This is a genomic window from Romboutsia sp. 1001285H_161024_C4 (genome assembly GCF_015550185.1).
GTDB classification, from domain to species: domain Bacteria; phylum Bacillota; class Clostridia; order Peptostreptococcales; family Peptostreptococcaceae; genus Romboutsia_C; species Romboutsia_C hominis.
In genome coordinates, this window is the sequence record NZ_JADNAJ010000001.1 from 218,830 (window position 1) to 237,079 (window position 18,250).

Genomic DNA, 18,250 nt, shown 5'->3' on the forward strand with positions numbered 1-18,250 from the left:
AAAGAGTGTATGCTATAATATAAATATTAAAAATAAATATAAATAAAGGAGATATTTCAATGAAGTTTTCAGATTTTGAATATGAAAGACCAAATTATGAAAAAAGTAAAAATCAAATAATAGAAATAATAAATAATATAGAAAATTCAAAAACTTACAAAGAGCAAAGACAAAATATTGATAAACTAAATAGCATTAGAAATAATATAGAAACTATGAGTACATTATGTTCTATAAGACATAGTATAAATGTTGAAGATGAGTTTTATGAAAGGGAAAAAGTGTATTGGGACGAATATTCTCCATTATATGAAGAACTTAATTCACTTTTTTATAAATCAGTAGTAAACTCAAAATTTAAAGAAGATATTCAAAAAGATTTTGGAAGACAGTTTATAAATATAGCAAGCTTTAATTTAAAGTCTTTTAGTAGCGAAATAATAAAAGACCTTCAAGAGGAAAATAAGCTTTGTTCTAAATATACAAAACTATTAGCATCTGCTAAAATTCATTTTGAAGGAGAAGAAAGAAACCTATCTGGACTTTTAAAATTTATGTCAAGTGAAGATAGAGATATGAGGATAAAGGCATCTAAGGCATATTACAATTACTTTGAAGAAAAAGAAAATGAATTTGATGAAGTATTTGATAAATTAGTTCAAGTAAGAAATAATATGGCTATAAAACTTGGTTTTGACAACTTTGTAGAATTAGGATATATAAGAATGATGAGAACTGATTACAACAAAGACATGGTAAAAAACTTTAGAAAACAAGTTTTAGATTATATTGTACCTGTAGCAAATAGTCTTTACGAAAGACAATCTAAAAGGATAGGTGTAGATAGACTTACATATGTAGATGAAAACCTTGAGTTTTTAAGTGGGAATGCAACACCTAAGGGAAGTGACGAATACATAATAGAAAATGGAAGAAAAATGTATTCTGAGCTATCAAATGAAACTAAAGAATTCTTTAATTTCATGCTAGAAAATGAACTTATGGACTTAGTAACTAAAAAAGGTAAAGCAGCAGGTGGATACTGTACATATATACCAGATTATAAATCTCCATTTATATTCTCGAACTTTAATCAAACATTAGATGATATAGATGTATTAACTCATGAAGCAGGTCATGCTTTTCAGCTTTATATGTCAACTTGGATTGATATGCCAGAAATAAACTTCCCAACTTATGAAAGTTGTGAAATACATTCTATGAGTATGGAATTTATAACTTGGCCTTGGATGAAATTATTCTTTAAAGAAGATACAGAGAAATATAAATTTACTCATCTATCATCAGCTATTAAGTTTATACCATATGGAATAGTAGTAGATGAATTCCAGCACTATATATATGAACAGCCTAATATGACTAAAGAAGAAAGAAAAAATATTTGGAGAGAACTAGAGAAAAAATATTTACCACATAGAATATTTGAAGATAATGATTTTTTAGAAAAAGGAACTTGGTGGTTTAAGCAAGGACATATATTTAAAAATCCATTTTATTATATAGATTATACATTAGCTCAGATATGTGCATTACAGTTTTGGAAAAAAATGAGGGTGGACAGAATCAATGGATGGGAAAATTATTTAGACATATGTAGAGTTGGAGGAACAAAGTCGTTCTTAGAAATAGTAAAGATAGGTGATTTAAAATCTCCATTTGAAGATGGATGTGTAGAAAGTATTATAGATGTTATTAAAAATTATTTAGATAGTATAGATGATAAAGCTTTATAATATATATACTGTAGAAATATGTAGCAATATTTACAGAAAAATATATTGAAATTTAAATAGAAAGTTTCTTTTCTTAACTTAGAAAGTATAAAAAAATTAAACATTCCGGTTGAAGGATATAGGAGATTACTTCTAAAAAGAAGTGACCGAAGGTACAAGTTTGATTAAATCCTAATTTAATCAAATGAAATTCTCAGGTAAAAATATTATATTCAGATGGAACTCTGAAGATTATATTAACAGAGAAAACAAATGGGATTTGTTTTCTCTGTTTTTTATTAAATAGACTTAAAAAGGAGAGGATTTTTATAATAATAATAACCAATAATACTATTGTCAAAAACAAAATAAAGCATAAAAATGTAAAATATATAAAGACACATATCTAGAAATTTTAAAAGAAAGTAGAAATCTAATTCACAAAGGTTACGAACTTTTATCACATCCGATGTATTCCAGTATAAAGCTAAATGAAACTCCATACAGAAGTATAATATTAAAAAAATCAAACAAGTTAGATACAAATTCAGTACTATTAATTGAAGAAGCAATATACATTTCTAATAAATTTCAAAATAATAAACAAACACCTAATTGGACAGATAATGTAATAGATGACTTTAGAGTCATAGACTTAGATATTTTAAGTAATACATTAGAAAGAATTCAATATATATTATAGAAATTAAAAATAATATTTGATTGTATCAAAATAATAAAATATTTATCTATAAAAATGTTAAAAAAATAACTATAAAGGAGGGATTTATAGGAGATATATATGATTTAATAATAATAGGATCAGGGCCTGCAGGGCTTTCGGCAGGACTTTATGGTGCAAGAGCAAAGTTAAAAACTCTTATACTTGAAAAAGGAAAAGCTGGAGGACAAATAGTAACAACTCATGATGTTGCTAACTATCCAGGTTCAGTAGAAAATGCTAGTAGACCTAAGTTAATAGCAAGAATGGTGGAACAATGCAAAAGTTTTGGGGCAGAAATGAAAAGCTAACTTGTGCCAAATCAATAGCAGAAAAAGCACAAAACAATCCTAATATAGAATTTGTACACAATACGACTGTGAAAGAATTATGCGGTGATGGAATATTAGAAAAAGTTGTATTTGAAAATATTCTAACAGGTGAATTAAGTGAATATGAAGCAGATGAAGAAGATGGAACAATGGGGGTATTTGTATTCATAGGACTCAAACCAGAAACAGAAATATTTAGAGATAAAATAGATACAGACCAAAATGACTATATAATAACAGATGAAGATATGAAGACTAATATAGAAGGGATATTTGCAGCAGGAGATTGCAGAGTTAAAGCTTTAAGACAGGTAGTAACAGCTACTAATGATGGAGCTATAGCTACAATAAGTGTTGAAAAATATATAGAAAGTAAAGAATGGAATTTAGAAAAATCAACTATTTAATTATAAAGGAGGAATTTGAATGATAATTTTAGATAAAAACACCTTTGAAGAAGAAGTTTTAAAACATGAAGGTATAGTTGTTGTAGATTTTTGGAGTGAAGGGTGTGAACCGTGTAAAGCATTGCTTCCAGAGGTTGAAGAACTTGCTAATAAATATAAGGAAAATTTTAAATTCTGTAAACTAGATACAACAAAAGCTAGAAGATTGGCTATAAAAGAAAAAATATTAGGACTTCCAACAATAGCTATATACAAAGATGGTCAAAAAATAGATGAGGTTACAAAATATGATGCAACTAAGATTAATATAGAAGAAATGATAAAGAAATACCTTTAATATTTATATAAAATAGTTACTTACAACTAGTTTGATAAATATTAAAGGTTATATATTGAGTTAGTTGAGAAATATAAATTTTAGTTTTTTAAAACTTAAATAATTAGGGGGTGCAAGCATGCGTCTTGAGTTAGGTAAAATTTTTATAAGAGATATTCAGTTTGGGAAGTAACTAAAGTTAAAGATGCTACATTATACATCAATAAGGAAGAGATGCTTAAAGAAATTGGTGGGGACGAGCATATAAAGTCTATAGATCTAGAACTAGCTCATTCAGGTGAAAGTGTAAGAATAGTACCAGTAAAAGATGTTATAGAACCAAGAGTTAAAGTAGAAGGTAATGGAGGAATATTCCCAGGAATAATATCTAAGATTGAATTGTTGGAAGTGGAGAAACTCATGCAATTTATGGGTGTGCTGTTGTTACTACTGGTAAAATAGTAGGATTCTAAGAAGGTATTATCGATATGACAGGACCTGGGGCAAAATATTGCCCTTTCTCTAATCTTAACAATATAGTTGCTATAGCAGAACCAGTAGATGAATTAAAACAACATGACCATGAAAAAGCAATAAGAATGATAGGATTTAAAGTTGCAGCATATTTAGGGAAAACTGCTAGAAATTTAACTCCTGATGAAGTTAAGGTTTATGAAACTAAGCCACTTTTAGAATCAATAAAAGAGTATCCACACCTTCCAAAAGTAGCATATGTTTATATGCTTCAAACTCAAGGATTGCTTCATGATACGTATGTATATGGTGTTGATGCGCTGAGATAAATATAGGAATAAGTGAATAAAATAATGGAGTATCTAAAGAAGAAGTTAAAAAGGTAATAGCAGAGTCCCTAAGAAAATTAGCATTAGATATGATAGAAGAATAGGAAGTAATATTATGGCTAAAAAGATAATAGGGCAAACTCTTCTAGAGATAGCTGATGCAATAGAAAGTGGAGAATTTGGTAAAAAAATAAGAATAGGACTGACTACATTAGGAAGTGAACATGGAATAGATAATTTAGTAAATGGAGCTAATTTAGCTAAGTCTAGCTTATTTTATATAGTTTTAATAGGTAAAAAAGTAGATACTAACTTTGAAGTTGTAGAAGTAAGTTGTGAAAAAGAAATGCATAAAAAATGGAAGAGTTATTAGATAGCTGATATATAGATGCTTGTGTTACAATGCATTATAACTTTCCTATAGGGGTATCCACAGTAGGTAGAGTTATAACACCAGGCAAAGGAAAAGAAATGATACTTGCAACAACAGGAACTAGTGCAACTAATAGAATAGAGTCTATGGTTAGAAATGCAATATGTGGTATAGCTACTGCAAAAAGCATAGGGATAAGAAATCCAAAGGTAGGTATACTTAATGTTGATGGTGCTAGACAAGTTGAAAAATGCTTATATTATCTAGGGCATCAGGAATTCTAGTAGTAAAAAACGCAATAAAGTATGCTTATGATATAGTAAAAGGAAGTATAAGTGAATTAATTAAAAATGAATTTGAAATACTAAAAAAGCTAAATTAAATGATATAATATCTAAATCTACAAAAAAAGAAATAAAAGCAAAACAAGAAGTTAAAATGCCTAAAAAAGAAATAGTTACAGAACAAATAAGTGGAATAGATATTATGGATTTAGATGATGCAATCATAGATTTATGGGAAAATGATATATATGCAGAAAGTGGTATGGGTTGTACAGGATCTATAGTTTTAATTAATATAATTTTATAGTTTATATTAATATTTAATGAAAAAGTAGGCAATATAGAATTAACATATAAAATAAAAACTACAAACACATTAACTAGATATGAAGAAGGTACTATAACTCAAGTTCTAAATCAAAATTGGAGAAAAGTGGTGACTTTTAAATAAATTGAACGAAGACCCTTATATAAAGAAGTTAATGGATAATTATTAAAAGATTACAATACTTTTGAAAGAAAAGGAGAAGTAAAAATATTTATACTATTAAAATTAGAATATAGCTTAGATGCTAGTGAAAGTGTTTAATTTAAATAAAACTATATTGAATAAAGTAAATATATATAATATAATTATATAAATAAATAGATACATAAAAAACTACCTGTATATTTTTGAAGATATGGTTCAAATGTTTCTACATAGCTACCGTAAATAGCTTGACTACAGGAGCTTAATATAAAGTATAGTTTTATTTAGTAATATAATCATTGTTAGTAATTTTAATATTTACATAATGACTATTTCTATATATTTAACTAGATTATTAACTCCTGTCTATAAATAGAGAGGAGTTTTTTATTAGATCAGAGTTAAACATAATGTTTGGAGGATAAATATGGAATTACTACAAGAGAAAATATTAAAAGATGGAAGAATAGAAGGAAATGATATATTAAAAGTTGATAACTTTTTAAATCATCAATTAGATATAGCTTTTTTAAATGAAATGGGAAAAGAGTTTAAAAATAGATTTAAAGATGAAAAAATAGATAAAATATTAACAATAGAAGCTTCAGGAATAGCAATAGCTTCAATAGCATCACAACATTTTGGAAATGTGCCTGTGGTTTTTGCTAAAAAAGTAGAATCTAAGAACTTAGATAAAGAAGTATATGAAACAAAAGTATATTCATTTACAAAAGGAAAAGAATATAGTGTAAAAGTATCTAAAAGATATTTAAATGAAGGTGAAAATATACTAGTTCTAGATGATTTTTTAGCAAATGGGAGAGCAGCAATTGGTCTTAAAGATTTAGTAGATCAAGCAGGAGCTAATTTAGTAGGAGTTGGTATAGCTATAGAAAAAGGATTCCAAGAAGGAAGAGAACTTTTATTAAGTAAAGGTATAAGACTTGAATCATTAGCAATACTTGATTCTATAGAAAATGGAGTTATAAAATTTAGATAATATAATATTTAAAATAAAATAGAAATTTAATTTAGATTATAATATAAAAGTATAGGATAAAGTATTTAATATGTTATTTGTCCTATACTTTTATATTACTTACAATTAGAGAATATATAATATGTAGGATTTTTAGATTTATATAATAAAATATAAGAAGTTAAATAATTAATTAACGTGAAAAAATATGTATAATATGGTATATTATATAAATGATATTACTTATTAGAATATTTAATTATGACTAGTAAATAATATTAACTATAATATATAAACAAAAAATAATATAAATATATAAATAAGTTTTAGGAGGGCTAATATGAAATTTTTCGTAGATACAGCCAATGTAGAAGAAATAAGAGAAGCAAATGATTTAGGTGTAATATGTGGTGTTACAACAAACCCATCATTAATAGCTAAAGAAGGAAGAGACTTTATAGAAGTAGTAAAAGAAATAACAGAAATAGTAGACGGGCCTATAAGTGCAGAGGTTATAAGCTTAGATGCAAAAGGAATGGTAGAAGAAGCTGATAAACTATCTAAAATACATAAAAATATAGTAATAAAATTACCTATGACAGAAGAAGGACTAAAAGCTACTAAAATATTATCTCAAAAAGGGATAAAAACTAATGTAACTTTAATATTTAGTTCTGTTCAAGCTCTTTTAGCAGCTAGAGCAGGAGCTACATATGTAAGCCCATTCGTTGGAAGACTTGATGACATAGGTCAAAATGGACTTGAATTAATAGAAGAAGTAGTGGATATATTTGCACAAAATGATATAGATACACAAATAATAGTTGCAAGTGTTAGAAATCCAATACACGTATCACAAGCTGCAAGATTAGGAGCAGATATAGCAACAGTTCCACTTAAAGTTATAAAGCAAATGACTAAACATCCTTTAACAGATAAAGGAATAGAGAGCTTTATAAAAGACTGGGAAGGTGCTTCATTAAAATTATAATATATAAAGGGTATGCAAATTTGCATACCCTTTTTAATTATTTAAAAACATGTTTTAACAAAGGTTACACCGCTGTAACTTTAATTACGAATTTGTAATCTAAAGTAACAGCGGTGTAACTGTTATATATTATTTTACTATGGTAATATAAATACATAGAAAGAAATAAAACAAAAATTTACATAAATTTATATAAAGGAAAAGGATGTGATCTAAATGAAAAGAGCTATAACAGCATTATCAGTATTATGTGGAGGAATGTTATTTATGAGTCCAATAAACAACATAATATTTGCACAAAATTCTAATAAAAAACCTGCTACAGAAGTAGTTGAAAATATAAATAACAATGCTAAAGAAGAAGTAACAAAGCAAGAAAATAAAGATAATTTACAAAAGGAAGTAAAAAAAGTTGAAAAACAAGAAATAGTTACAAATAATAAATTAAACAATCAAAATGATTACATAGATAAAAAACAAAGTAAAATAGATAACAAAGAAAATGTAGTAACTAAAGAAGAAACTAAAACTACTGAAAATAATCAAGTAGTAGAAAAACCACAAGTATCTGAAGATAAAAAAGTTGAAGATAATAAAATTGAGGACAATAAAGTTCAAGAAGAAAACAAAGTAGTTTCAAATGATAAAGTACAATCAGATATAAAAGAAGAAAGTAAAGTTGAAGTTATAGAAGTATTAAACAAAGAACAAGCTAAAGAATTAATACAAATGTATAATCAAGGTGTAAACTATACTTACGAAGGTGATGAAAATAACTTTAATGCGTTAAAAGAAAAAGGTTTAAGTGGGTATGTATTCTTCCCAGATTATGATACTGATTTAGGATTTTTTGTTGATAAGAATACATCAAATATATACTACTTCCATCCAAGTGGATACCTTAAATTAGCTATATAAGATAATTAATATAAAACTCCAAATTAAAACTTAAAGAAATAGCATCTTTTTTAATTAAAAAGATGCTATTTTTATGTATTGATTTAAATTTATTAATTTATATGATTAGATAACTTACTTATTAAAATATATTAAGAGGCTTAAGTTGATATATAATATAAAAGATAGGACAAAATAATAAATAACAATATGTTAGGAGAGCAAAATGAGTGTATATGAATATTTAAAGCAGAGGACATTATTTTTTATAGTGAATATAGTACTATTTTTAATCACAGCAAGTATAATGTTATTTGTTAAAGTTAATATAAGCATTATAACTATGGTGTTTTTAATATGGTTTACACCAATTAGTATATATATATTAATGGAGATGATAAAGCATAAAAAATATTATGATGAACTTGTAAGTATAAGTGAAAACTTAGATAAGAAATATTTAATATCTGAAGTAATAAGTGAGCCAGAATTTATAGAGGGTAAATTGGTATATAATATTTTAAAATCAAGCAATCGCAATATGCAAGAACATGTTAAGTATTTTAAAAATATGCAAAGTGAGTATCAAGAATACATAGAAACATGGGTACATGAAATAAAAACACCTATAGCGTCGTTAATGCTTATAATGGAAAATCATGAAGACAATATACCAAATAGTATGAAGTATGAAGTAAAAAAAATAGAAAATTATATAGATCAAGTTCTATATTACTCAAGAAGTAATGATGTTAGTAAAGACTATATAATAAAAAAATTTAATCTTGAAAGAATAATTAGGTGCGCAATAAGGAAAAATGCAAGTGATTTTATAAATAAAAGAATAGGGATAGATATAAAAGAAATTAATTTTAATGTATACAGTGATGAAAAATGGGTTGAATTTATATTAAATCAAATTATAAATAATGCTATAAAGTATTCAAAAGAAAGTGAAGGAAAAGTATCAATAAACGCAGTAAAAAATAAAAATAATATAATATTAAGTATAAAAGACAATGGAGTAGGGATAAATGAGAAGGATATAGATAGAGTTTTTGAAAAAGGGTTTACAGGTGAAAATGGAAGAATATTTGGAAAGTCAACTGGTATAGGACTTTATCTATGCAAAAAACTTTGTGATAAGTTAGGTTTAGGGATAAATATAGTATCAAAACAGCAAGAAGGAACAGAAATAAGAATAATATTTCCTGTTGGAAAAGATGATATAAGAAAAAATTAAAATTTAAATTAGTAAGAGTTAGATTTATAAAATCTAACTCTTTAATTTTTATACAGATAATTAATATATAAAGAATTGATAAAAAATACCGTATTATTAAAAATAAAAAAATACAGGGAGGCATTATGGTTAATGGTATAAATTTATTTAGCAATATAGCTAATAGTAGTATTAATACTCAAAATAAGTGTGGGTGTTGCTGCGAAAAAAATAGTTCCTTTGATGAGTTAATGCTAAATTTAGTATTAACTTTGTTAGATGAAGAAAATTATAATTTAGTAAGTAATTTAAGTGATGCAGTAAGAAAAAAGCAACAAGAGAATAGCATAGTCAAAGAGAGAAATTTAGGTTTAGAAACCATTAATAGTTCTCAAAATTTAAAAAAAGTAAGTGTAACAGCAAGTGATAAAGATACTAAAAGTGAAATAGAAAGTGCAGTAAAAATTGCTTCGAGCAAATATGGTATAGATGAAAATTTAATAAAAGCTGTAATAAAAGTAGAATCTGATTTTAATCCAAACTGTGTATCATCGGCTGGAGCAAAAGGGCTTATGCAACTTATGCCTTGTAATATAAAGGATTTAGGTGTTAAAAATCCATTTGATATAAAAGAAAATATAGATGCTGGGACAAGACATTTAAAAGAATATATAGATAAATACCATGGAAATATCGAAATGGGTCTTATGGCATATAATGGAGGACCAACAAGAATGGTAAAAAGAGGAGTTAGATCTGTAAATGATATTTATAAGATGCCAAAAGAAACTCAAAATTATGTACCTAAAGTTATGAAATATTACAGAGCATAAAAAATTAAAACATATATGAAATATAAAAATTGAAGGTTCAAAGTTAGTTTTTAAACAGTCTTTTTATTTATAATTTATAAATATCTATCAAAAGTCTATATAAATTAAGTTATAGTTAATCGAATATAATTTAGGGATTTGATTAATAAATTAAATGTTAAATTAATTGGGAGATAAAAATGAAAACAAGCAGAAAGATATTGAAATTAGATAAAACTTTATTAAATAAATGTAGACGTAGGGAGAGAATTTCCTTAAATAAGCATGATCATTTAACTAAAGCTTATAATAGAAATTATTTTTTTAATTATATAGAAAAAAAGGTAAATGGAACTCTTATAAACATTAAGGTTATGTCAATTAAATTTTTAAATTCAAATATTGGCATAAAATATGGGGATGAAGCATTAAAATTAATAGCTAAAATTTTAATGAATATGAAAACAAGTAGTATAGTATGTCGACTATCTGGATCTACTTTTGGGGTATATATAGAACAAACAGATATAAATTACGTTAAAAATATAATTGAAGAGATGATTAATAAGATCTCCAATGTAAATATAGGAATTGAAACTGTAAAAATTTCTACAAATATATCATCTGTTATTTATAAAAATGGTGATTTTGATACAAAAGATGCGATTTCTAAATTATCAATATCTATGTCAAATTCTATAAAAAAGGGTGTAAATAAGTTTGAAATATATAATGAAAGGCATGATTTACGCATAAATATAGACACTATAGAGAGTGCTATCTTAAATGAAGAAATTACACTTTATTATCAACCAAAAATAGATATAAAAACAAAGAAAATAAATGGAGTCGAAGCATTAATAAGATGGTTTAGCAAAGAACACGGATATATTGAACCAAATAAAATCATACAATTTGCAGAAAGTTCAGGATATATAAATACCTTATGGAAATGGGTTATGAGAAAAGCTTGTGAAGATATAAATTATGTAAATACAAATTTGGGTAAAGAAATACATCTTTCTGTGAATACTTCTCCTTATCAATTAGAACATAAAGATTTCATAAAAGATATTAAAGAAGCACTAGAAGAAACTAATTTTAGAAGAGATTTATTAACAATCGAAATCACAGAAAGCGATGATATAGAGAATATAGATAATATACAAAAAATTCTAGGTGAAATGAAAGACATGGACATAAAAGTTTCCATAGATGATTTTGGAAAAGGATATAATTCTATTGATTATATAAAAAATTATAATGTTGATGAAATAAAAATAGATAAGTCTTTGGTTAAGTATTTAAGTGATAATCCTTTATTCATAAAAAATTTGATAGATATGATACATACAACCAATACTTTAGTAGTAGCAGAAGGAGTAGAAGAATATTTTGAATATAAACTACTCAAAGATATGGAGTGTGATTTTATTCAAGGGTACTATTTCCATAAACCAATGGAGCATGAAAGTTTGGTAAAAATATTGAATCAAGAGGATATATAATATATATTGTTATATAAAACTTAAGAAAAAATAAGGATATCCGTATTATTACAAAAGCAAGATAATATAAATTACAAAAATTGAGGTTTCAAAATGAAGGTAAGGAATATTGGATTAAATAAAAGTATTAATATAGAAAGTAAGGGTAAAAAAGAAAAGCTAGATTTTGAAGAAAATTTTAATCAAAGAAATAGACTGAAAAACAAAGAAGAACTCGAAGTATATATGAAAGAGATTAAAAATATAGGAGAAAAATTGGTAGTTACTAAAAATTATAGTGATATTATAGATTATAAAAAAGCTATAAAGAATTATTTGAAATCAGCCGTAGACTATGTATATAGTTTAAATAAAGATAATAGCTTTTGGGATAGAAATTATTTTACTACGGTAAGGACTATAAATGAAAAGCTAGAGGCTATAACTAGAGAACTTATTTATGAGCAAAAAGAAAATATTAGTATAGCTTCAAAAATAGATGAAATAAATGGACTTTTAGTAGATATATACATGTAAGGAGGATAACCATGAAAAATGAAGTAGATAATGTAGACGTATATGAAATAGAGTTTGAGCAGCTAAAAGAAGGTGAGAAAACTCCATTAAATAGTGCTACGGATATATTTGGAGCACTATTAGATATAACTGTATCTATGGGAAGTGCTAGTGAAAAAATAGGGAGAATTATAAACTATAAAGTTGGAGATATAATAGAACTAGATAAACAAGTAGAAGAGAATTTGGATATAAATGTAAATGGTAAAATGATAGCTAGTGGAGAAAGTATAATAATGGACAATAGACTAGCTGTTAGACTAGCTAAAATAAAAAGTGCAGATGAAGATTAATACTAATTAATCTAAATACTAAGGAGGAATATTGTGAATATAAATTTGGTTAAATTTAGAAATTTAGAAAGAGTATATAATAATAATAAAGTAGATGTTAATTATGTAAAGAATACGAAAAAAGGTGACACAGTTGAAATATCACAAATGGGAAAGTATTTAAATAAAGTAAATTCATCTAAGGAAGAAGTTAACATAGATAGAGTAAATGAAATAAAAAGTAAGATAGAATCTGGCCAATATAGAATAGATTCTAATGAATTAGCTAAGAAGATAATAGAAAAAATGAGGGGGGAGCATAATTGATTCCAGAGGTGAAAATAGTAATCTTTGAAGAAAAAAGTGTCTTAAAAAATATGCTAGATCTTTTAGATAATCAATATGAATTTATAATTAATAAAGATCTTATTAAGATAGATAAAATAGCTAAGGAATTAGATGAAGCTGCTAAAAAGTTAGCTAGATTAGAAATAAAGAGAAGAAATTTAATGGAGTCTAAGCCTAGTGTAAAGCAGTATATAGAAGATTGCAATGATGAAAATATAAAACAAGCTTATAAAGAAATAAAAGAAATATTAAATATGATAGAATTACAAAAAAAAGCAAATGAAACTCTTATAAAGCAGAGATTATTTTTCACAAAGAAGATGATAAACTGCATAAAGCCAGGAAAAAGTATTGGAACATATAATGCTTATGGTCAAGTAGGGAAGTAATTGTTTGGAGGAAAATTATGTCAGGATTACTAGGAAGTTTACAGACAGCAAAGTCAGGTATGAGTGTAAGTCAAACTTCTATACAGACTACATCTCATAATATAAATAACATGAATACACCAGGGTACTCTAGACAAAGAGTACAACAAAGTGCAAGAAGTGCTTATAGTTACCCTGGATATAACAGTAGTATGGGTGCAGGTCAACTAGGTACAGGAGTTGAAGCAACAGATATTATAAGAATTAGAAATACATTCTTTGATTTTCAATTTAGAAATGAGTCTCACAATTATGGAAAAATAAGTACAAAAAGTGAGTATTATACTAATATGGAGACTATATTTAATGAACCATCAGACACTTCTATTTCATCATCATTAAGCAACTTTTTTAGCAGTTGGAATGAAATTTCAAAAAATCCTAATGATAGTGGATCAAAGAACACCGTAGTTCAAAATGCAAAATATTTAGCGACTAATATAAGTAATCTTAAAAATAAATTGGAAAAACTATCAAGTCAGGCAAATGATAAAATAAATAAAAATTTAAATGAAATAAACGATATGGTTGACCAATTAAGAGGATTAAATAAAAATATAAGAATAGTCGAAGGTAGTGGAAAAACACCAAATGACTTACTAGATGAAAAAGATAAAGTGTTAGATAAATTAAGTTATAAATTTAATATAGAAGATAATAATGTTAAGAATTTAATTGAAAAAAAAATAAATGATGGAACAAGTATTACATTAGAGGATATAAAAGCAATAGGAGATGTCTCAGGTGAAATACAAGGTTCTATTGATATGGTAGATAAAATTAATGAATATACGTCTAGTATAGATGATCTATCAGAAGGCATTGCCAATGGTATAAATGATGTTTTAGGAATTAATTTTTTTGAATTTGACAAAAAAGGCAGCCCATCACTTAAAGTTAATGATGATTATCTAACAGACTCAAATAAATTATCAGTTTCATCGAAAGTTGCAGGTGAAATATTTAGATTTAAAGATAAAAAAATGAAAATTGGTAATGAACCAGAAATTACCATAGATAAATTTTATAATAATATAGTTCAAAAGCTAGGTAATGAGGCGCAGGAAGTTATAAGAAATGAAAAGAATCAAAATAAAATAATAAATGAAATAGAAAATTCTAGAGCTAATGTATCTGGAGTATTATTAGATGAAGAAATGGTAAATCTTGTCCAATTTCAGCATGCATATAATGCCAGTGCAAAAGTTATATCTACTATAGATTCTTTACTAGACGTAGTAATAAATGGGTTAAAAAGATAGGAGGATAGTATGAGAATAGCCAATTCTTCAATGATAAGAAATAATATGTATGATAATCAAGAAAATCTTCAAAGAACGGACAAGCTTAATAGACAAATCAGTACAGGGAAGGTCATAAACAAAGTATCAGATGATCCATACAAAGCTATAAAAATAATGAACTTAAAAAATGAAATAAAATATACTGAAAAATATAGTTACAATATTGACGAAGCAGTAGGATGGATGAATAATACAGATTCATCTTTAGAAGAAGTAGGAACTGTATTAGGAGATATAAAAGATGAAATAATAAAGTTAGGTAATGGAACTTATTCGGCAGAAGAGATGAAATCTATAAGGGCTGAAATGAATGAAAAAATAAAAGAACTAGGTGAAACATTAAATTCAAGTCATGGTGGTAATCATATGTTTGGAGGAAGTGACGTAGAAGATTTGCCTATAATTATCGAGGAAAAAGACGGAGTAGCTAAACTTACCCTAAATTCTAAATCAAATTCACAAGACTTAAAAGCAATTATATCTGAAGGAATAGATATAGATTACAATGTATCAGCAAAAGAATTATTAAACAAAGATGGTAAAAATTTATTAGAATCTATAAATAAATTATCTACTGCTATGAATGATATAGTTAATGGTAAAGATGTAGAAACTAATAAAGCTCAAGTGTTAGGGACTATAAAAGATGATATTGATACATTGTTTAATCATTCAGTAGATATAAGAACATCATTTGGTGTAAAAGTTAATACTGCAGAAAAAATAAAAGAGCTAAATGATGAAAATATTATGAACATGAAGGATGTATTATCATTAACTCAAGATACAGATAAAGTTAGTGCATATATAGAATTAAAATCAGCTGAATTAATATACCAAATGTCAGTTCAAGTTGGAAGTAGATTGATTCAACCGAGTATAATGGATTATTTAAAATAGCTAGGAGGATCATATGGACATTTTATTTGAAAAAGGTATACCTGGATTTGAAAATTATAATACTTTTCTAGTTGAAGAAATTAAGGAAAATAAAAATTTTATTAGCATGATATCTAAGGATGACTTAAATGTAGGATTTGTTTGTGTATCTCCATTTGAGATAAAAAAAGATTATGAAATAGAATTAAATGAGGATACAATAAATGAATTAAATATAAAAGATTATAAAGATGTACTAGTATTAAGCCTAATAACATTAGGTAATAGTATAGATACAAGTACAGTTAATTTAAGAGCTCCTATTATTATTAACATAAATAATAACAGAGGAAAGCAATTAATACTAGAGGATACTAAATATAATATAAAAGAACCTTTAACAGGAAGTGAAAATAATGCTAGTAATTAGTAGAAAAAAAGATCAATCTATATTAATCGGAGATGATATAGAAGTTAAAATTATAAAAATTGAGGATGGAAGCGTAAAGATAGCCATAGAGGCGCCAAAAGATAAGGTTATACTAAGAAGAGAAGTTTACGAAAGTATAAAAGAAGAAAATTCTAAGGCTATAATTAATACTAAAGATATTACAAAGTTATTTAAGTAAGAGAGGGAAAATAATGTATACAACAAATCCATATAATACATATAAGCAAAATTCAGTAAATATGGCTTCTAAAGAACAACTATTGTTGATGTTGTTAGATGGAGCAGTTAAATATACAAAAATAGCAAGAATGGCAATATTAGAAAAAAATATTTCTAGAGCTCACAATGAATTGGTTAGAGTTCAAGATATATTTTTAGAACTTATGATAACTATGGATAAAAGTGCTGGGAAATATATGGAAGATTTATATAATATATATGATTTTATAAAGAGCGAACTTGCTAAAGCCAATATGAAAAAGGATATTAAGATAATAGATGAAGTACTTCCTGTAATAGAAGATGTTAGAGATATGTGGTATGAGGTAGACAAAAAAATAAAGACAGGTAAGTAGGTGAATTTTATATGACAAGAGTAAATACAATAAGAATACCAGGTCTTGCAACGGGAATGGACACCGACACAGTTGTAAAGCAAATGCTTGTTGGTGAACAAAATAAAATTGATAAAGTCAAGCAAAAAGAGCAAATAGTAAAGTGGCAGCAGGAAATTTATAGAGACGTAATGAAAGATTTGAAAAATATAAATGATAAATATTTTTCAGTAACATCTAAAGATTCAATAGTCAGTAGTAAAGCTTGGAATACATTATCAGTTCAAAGTTCTAATAGTAGTGTAATGTCAGCTACATCAAGAGCGGGAGCAGATAATATACATTATAATTTTGAAGTTAATAAAATAGCAGAACCAGCTAAAATTGTATCTTCAAAAGACAATTTAGACAAGTCAAGTAAATTAGCGGATTTAGGAGCTAAAATAGGAGAATCATTTAAAATTTCTGTTGGAAAAGATGACAAAGGGAATACTTTATACTCAAATCCTATAACAATAGAATCAAGTGATACTATAGAGAGTTTAGTTGATAAAATTAACAGTAATGGAAATGGAAAAATAAAGGCATCATATAGCAAGATGACTGGAAGTTTTAGTATTGAATCTTTTGACACAGGATCAAACAGTAATATTGAAATCATTTCTGAAGATGGAAGCAAATCTAATTCTCTAGAATTTTTAGGACTAAAAACAAAAAAATACAAGACAAATGCAGATGGAAGTTTTGTATTAAATTCAAAGAATGAACCAGATTTTGATATGGTTGATTTTTCAGGTATAGCAAGTGGAAGTAATTCTTATATCAAAGTCTCAGGAGATGACGGATTTAGTAAAGTAATAAATGAGCAAAAAAATAATTTCTCAATAGATGGAATAGATTATAGTATTTATAATAAAGGAACTTCTGAGATAACCTCAAAAAAGGATACAACCAAAGCCCTAGATAACATGAAAGGTTTTGTACAAGATTATAATAAAATAATGGATAAAATGTATAGTCTTATAACTGAAAAATCTAAGAAAGATTATCAACCGCTTACGGAAGAACAGAAAAAGGATATGAGTGAAGAAGAAGTAAAGAAATGGGAAGCTAATGCTAAAAAAGGTATACTTCGAAATGATTCTGAGATGAGAAGATTTATAAATGATATGCAAAATGCTATATTTGGTGATAATATAAAAGTTTTAAGTGAAATGGGTGTAACTAGTCCACAAGACTATAATAAAAAAGGTCAGATATCATTAAATGAGGATAAATTTACTAAATCTTTAGAATATAATTCGGATAAAGTCTATAAATTATTTGCAAAAGATAAATCTAGTATAATGGGAAAAATGAATGATATTCTTAACAAGAATATAGGAGGATCATCATCTATATTTGCTAGAAAAGCTGGGCTAGAGAGAACATCTTCTGTTGTGAAGAATTTTTACTCAGAACAAATAAAACGACAAGAGGATATGATAAAAAATCTTCAAAGAAAAATGGATACTAAGGAAAATGCTTTGTATAAAAAATTTGCAGACCTAGAAGCTAGTATGAATAAGCTAAATTCACAGATGAGTTATTTTATGCAGGCTTAAGGCTA

19 protein-coding genes, 3 pseudogenes and 2 riboswitches are annotated in these 18,250 nt (G+C 26.2%); all 22 genes and pseudogenes read left to right on the forward strand.

Features of this window, described 5'->3' with window-relative positions; translation table 11 throughout:
• Positions 1 to 59 precede the first annotated feature (59 nt).
• The 22 genes and pseudogenes from I1959_RS01140 (at position 60) to fliD (ending at position 18,245) form a co-directional block, all read left to right on the forward strand.
• Positions 60 to 1,754 carry a M3 family oligoendopeptidase gene (locus tag I1959_RS01140; protein WP_195236869.1) on the forward strand — a complete coding sequence of 565 codons (1,695 nt, stop codon included), beginning with the start codon at positions 60 to 62 and terminating at the stop codon, positions 1,752 to 1,754.
• A 109-nt stretch (positions 1,755 to 1,863) separates the two neighbouring features.
• Positions 1,864 to 1,973: riboswitch (glycine riboswitch) on the forward strand.
• A 196-nt stretch (positions 1,974 to 2,169) separates the two neighbouring features.
• The gene (locus tag I1959_RS15390) at positions 2,170 to 2,436 is read left to right on the forward strand and encodes a GrdX family protein (RefSeq protein ID WP_271892083.1); all 267 of its coding nucleotides are present in this window, start codon (positions 2,170 to 2,172) and stop codon (positions 2,434 to 2,436) included.
• An 86-nt stretch (positions 2,437 to 2,522) separates the two neighbouring features.
• A pseudogene (locus I1959_RS01155) lies at positions 2,523 to 3,193 on the forward strand (NAD(P)/FAD-dependent oxidoreductase).
• A gap of 19 nt (positions 3,194 to 3,212) precedes the next feature.
• The gene (gene trxA / locus I1959_RS01160) at positions 3,213 to 3,530 is read left to right on the forward strand and encodes a thioredoxin TrxA (RefSeq protein WP_195236871.1); all 318 of its coding nucleotides are present in this window, start codon (positions 3,213 to 3,215) and stop codon (positions 3,528 to 3,530) included.
• 118 nt (positions 3,531 to 3,648) lie between these two features.
• Positions 3,649 to 4,303, forward strand: a pseudogene (locus tag I1959_RS01165) (glycine/sarcosine/betaine reductase component B subunit); the annotation flags it as partial.
• Positions 4,304 to 4,427: 124 nt separating this feature from the next.
• A pseudogene (locus I1959_RS15820) lies at positions 4,428 to 5,276 on the forward strand (glycine/sarcosine/betaine reductase complex component C subunit alpha).
• 338 nt (positions 5,277 to 5,614) lie between these two features.
• Positions 5,615 to 5,716: riboswitch (purine riboswitch) on the forward strand.
• Between the two features lie 152 nt (positions 5,717 to 5,868).
• Positions 5,869 to 6,441, forward strand: a complete 573-nt coding sequence (locus tag I1959_RS01175) for a xanthine phosphoribosyltransferase (RefSeq protein WP_092926942.1) — start codon at positions 5,869 to 5,871, stop codon at positions 6,439 to 6,441.
• Between the two features lie 319 nt (positions 6,442 to 6,760).
• Positions 6,761 to 7,411 carry a fructose-6-phosphate aldolase gene (gene fsa / locus I1959_RS01180; protein WP_092926940.1) on the forward strand — a complete coding sequence of 217 codons (651 nt, stop codon included), beginning with the start codon at positions 6,761 to 6,763 and terminating at the stop codon, positions 7,409 to 7,411.
• Between the two features lie 216 nt (positions 7,412 to 7,627).
• Positions 7,628 to 8,329, forward strand: coding sequence for a hypothetical protein (locus tag I1959_RS01185; RefSeq protein ID WP_092926938.1), 702 nt, complete (start codon positions 7,628 to 7,630; stop codon positions 8,327 to 8,329).
• 205 nt (positions 8,330 to 8,534) lie between these two features.
• Positions 8,535 to 9,551, forward strand: a complete 1,017-nt coding sequence (locus I1959_RS01190; protein WP_195236872.1) for a sensor histidine kinase — start codon at positions 8,535 to 8,537, stop codon at positions 9,549 to 9,551.
• Between the two features lie 125 nt (positions 9,552 to 9,676).
• A complete protein-coding gene (locus tag I1959_RS01195) occupies positions 9,677 to 10,363 on the forward strand; it encodes a lytic transglycosylase domain-containing protein (RefSeq protein WP_092926934.1) in 687 nt (228 codons plus the stop codon).
• Positions 10,364 to 10,542: 179 nt separating this feature from the next.
• Positions 10,543 to 11,850 carry a GGDEF domain-containing phosphodiesterase gene (locus I1959_RS01200; RefSeq protein ID WP_166504980.1) on the forward strand — a complete coding sequence of 436 codons (1,308 nt, stop codon included), beginning with the start codon at positions 10,543 to 10,545 and terminating at the stop codon, positions 11,848 to 11,850.
• A 93-nt stretch (positions 11,851 to 11,943) separates the two neighbouring features.
• Entirely contained in the window at positions 11,944 to 12,366 is a 423-nt protein-coding gene (locus tag I1959_RS01205) for a YaaR family protein (RefSeq protein WP_092926930.1), read from the forward strand.
• An 11-nt stretch (positions 12,367 to 12,377) separates the two neighbouring features.
• Positions 12,378 to 12,698 (forward strand): FliM/FliN family flagellar motor switch protein, encoded by a 321-nt coding sequence (locus I1959_RS01210; protein ID WP_092926928.1) that lies wholly within the window; start codon positions 12,378 to 12,380, stop codon positions 12,696 to 12,698.
• Between the two features lie 33 nt (positions 12,699 to 12,731).
• Positions 12,732 to 13,004, forward strand: a complete 273-nt coding sequence (gene flgM, locus I1959_RS15580) for a flagellar biosynthesis anti-sigma factor FlgM (RefSeq protein ID WP_166504981.1) — start codon at positions 12,732 to 12,734, stop codon at positions 13,002 to 13,004.
• A complete protein-coding gene (locus tag I1959_RS01220) occupies positions 13,001 to 13,414 on the forward strand; it encodes a flagellar protein FlgN (protein WP_166504982.1) in 414 nt (137 codons plus the stop codon). The genes flgM and I1959_RS01220 overlap by 4 nt, the downstream gene beginning before the upstream one ends.
• Before the next feature lie 17 nt (positions 13,415 to 13,431).
• A complete protein-coding gene (flgK, locus tag I1959_RS01225) occupies positions 13,432 to 14,715 on the forward strand; it encodes a flagellar hook-associated protein FlgK (RefSeq protein WP_166504983.1) in 1,284 nt (427 codons plus the stop codon).
• 9 nt (positions 14,716 to 14,724) lie between these two features.
• Positions 14,725 to 15,657 (forward strand): flagellin N-terminal helical domain-containing protein, encoded by a 933-nt coding sequence (locus I1959_RS01230; RefSeq protein WP_166504984.1) that lies wholly within the window; start codon positions 14,725 to 14,727, stop codon positions 15,655 to 15,657.
• A gap of 13 nt (positions 15,658 to 15,670) precedes the next feature.
• Entirely contained in the window at positions 15,671 to 16,066 is a 396-nt protein-coding gene (gene fliW / locus I1959_RS01235; RefSeq protein WP_166504985.1) for a flagellar assembly protein FliW, read from the forward strand.
• Complete coding sequence (gene csrA, locus I1959_RS01240) at positions 16,053 to 16,265, forward strand: carbon storage regulator CsrA (protein ID WP_092926915.1); 213 nt, start codon at positions 16,053 to 16,055, stop codon at positions 16,263 to 16,265. Before fliW ends, csrA begins: the two co-directional genes overlap by 14 nt.
• Before the next feature lie 13 nt (positions 16,266 to 16,278).
• Positions 16,279 to 16,662: a flagellar export chaperone FliS gene (gene fliS / locus I1959_RS01245; protein WP_195236873.1), complete on the forward strand. Its 384-nt coding sequence runs from the start codon at positions 16,279 to 16,281 to the stop codon at positions 16,660 to 16,662.
• Positions 16,663 to 16,673: 11 nt separating this feature from the next.
• Positions 16,674 to 18,245, forward strand: coding sequence for a flagellar filament capping protein FliD (gene fliD, locus I1959_RS01250; RefSeq protein WP_195236874.1), 1,572 nt, complete (start codon positions 16,674 to 16,676; stop codon positions 18,243 to 18,245).
• Positions 18,246 to 18,250 lie beyond the last annotated feature (5 nt).

What these genes read in the sequence shown, in the direction of transcription:
- I1959_RS01140 (WP_195236869.1), top strand. Translation starts at nt 60, where the DNA reads ATGAAGTTTTCAGATTTTGAATATGAAAGACCAAATTATGAAAAAAGT.
- trxA (WP_195236871.1), top strand. Translation starts at nt 3,213, where the DNA reads ATGATAATTTTAGATAAAAACACCTTTGAAGAAGAAGTTTTAAAACAT.
- I1959_RS01175 (WP_092926942.1), top strand. Translation starts at nt 5,869, where the DNA reads ATGGAATTACTACAAGAGAAAATATTAAAAGATGGAAGAATAGAAGGA.
- fsa (WP_092926940.1), top strand. Translation starts at nt 6,761, where the DNA reads ATGAAATTTTTCGTAGATACAGCCAATGTAGAAGAAATAAGAGAAGCA.
- I1959_RS01185 (WP_092926938.1), top strand. Translation starts at nt 7,628, where the DNA reads ATGAAAAGAGCTATAACAGCATTATCAGTATTATGTGGAGGAATGTTA.
- I1959_RS01190 (WP_195236872.1), top strand. Translation starts at nt 8,535, where the DNA reads ATGAGTGTATATGAATATTTAAAGCAGAGGACATTATTTTTTATAGTG.
- I1959_RS01195 (WP_092926934.1), top strand. Translation starts at nt 9,677, where the DNA reads ATGGTTAATGGTATAAATTTATTTAGCAATATAGCTAATAGTAGTATT.
- I1959_RS01200 (WP_166504980.1), top strand. Translation starts at nt 10,543, where the DNA reads ATGAAAACAAGCAGAAAGATATTGAAATTAGATAAAACTTTATTAAAT.
- I1959_RS01205 (WP_092926930.1), top strand. Translation starts at nt 11,944, where the DNA reads ATGAAGGTAAGGAATATTGGATTAAATAAAAGTATTAATATAGAAAGT.
- I1959_RS01210 (WP_092926928.1), top strand. Translation starts at nt 12,378, where the DNA reads ATGAAAAATGAAGTAGATAATGTAGACGTATATGAAATAGAGTTTGAG.
- flgK (WP_166504983.1), top strand. Translation starts at nt 13,432, where the DNA reads ATGTCAGGATTACTAGGAAGTTTACAGACAGCAAAGTCAGGTATGAGT.
- I1959_RS01230 (WP_166504984.1), top strand. Translation starts at nt 14,725, where the DNA reads ATGAGAATAGCCAATTCTTCAATGATAAGAAATAATATGTATGATAAT.
- fliW (WP_166504985.1), top strand. Translation starts at nt 15,671, where the DNA reads ATGGACATTTTATTTGAAAAAGGTATACCTGGATTTGAAAATTATAAT.
- csrA (WP_092926915.1), top strand. Translation starts at nt 16,053, where the DNA reads ATGCTAGTAATTAGTAGAAAAAAAGATCAATCTATATTAATCGGAGAT.
- fliS (WP_195236873.1), top strand. Translation starts at nt 16,279, where the DNA reads ATGTATACAACAAATCCATATAATACATATAAGCAAAATTCAGTAAAT.
- fliD (WP_195236874.1), top strand. Translation starts at nt 16,674, where the DNA reads ATGACAAGAGTAAATACAATAAGAATACCAGGTCTTGCAACGGGAATG.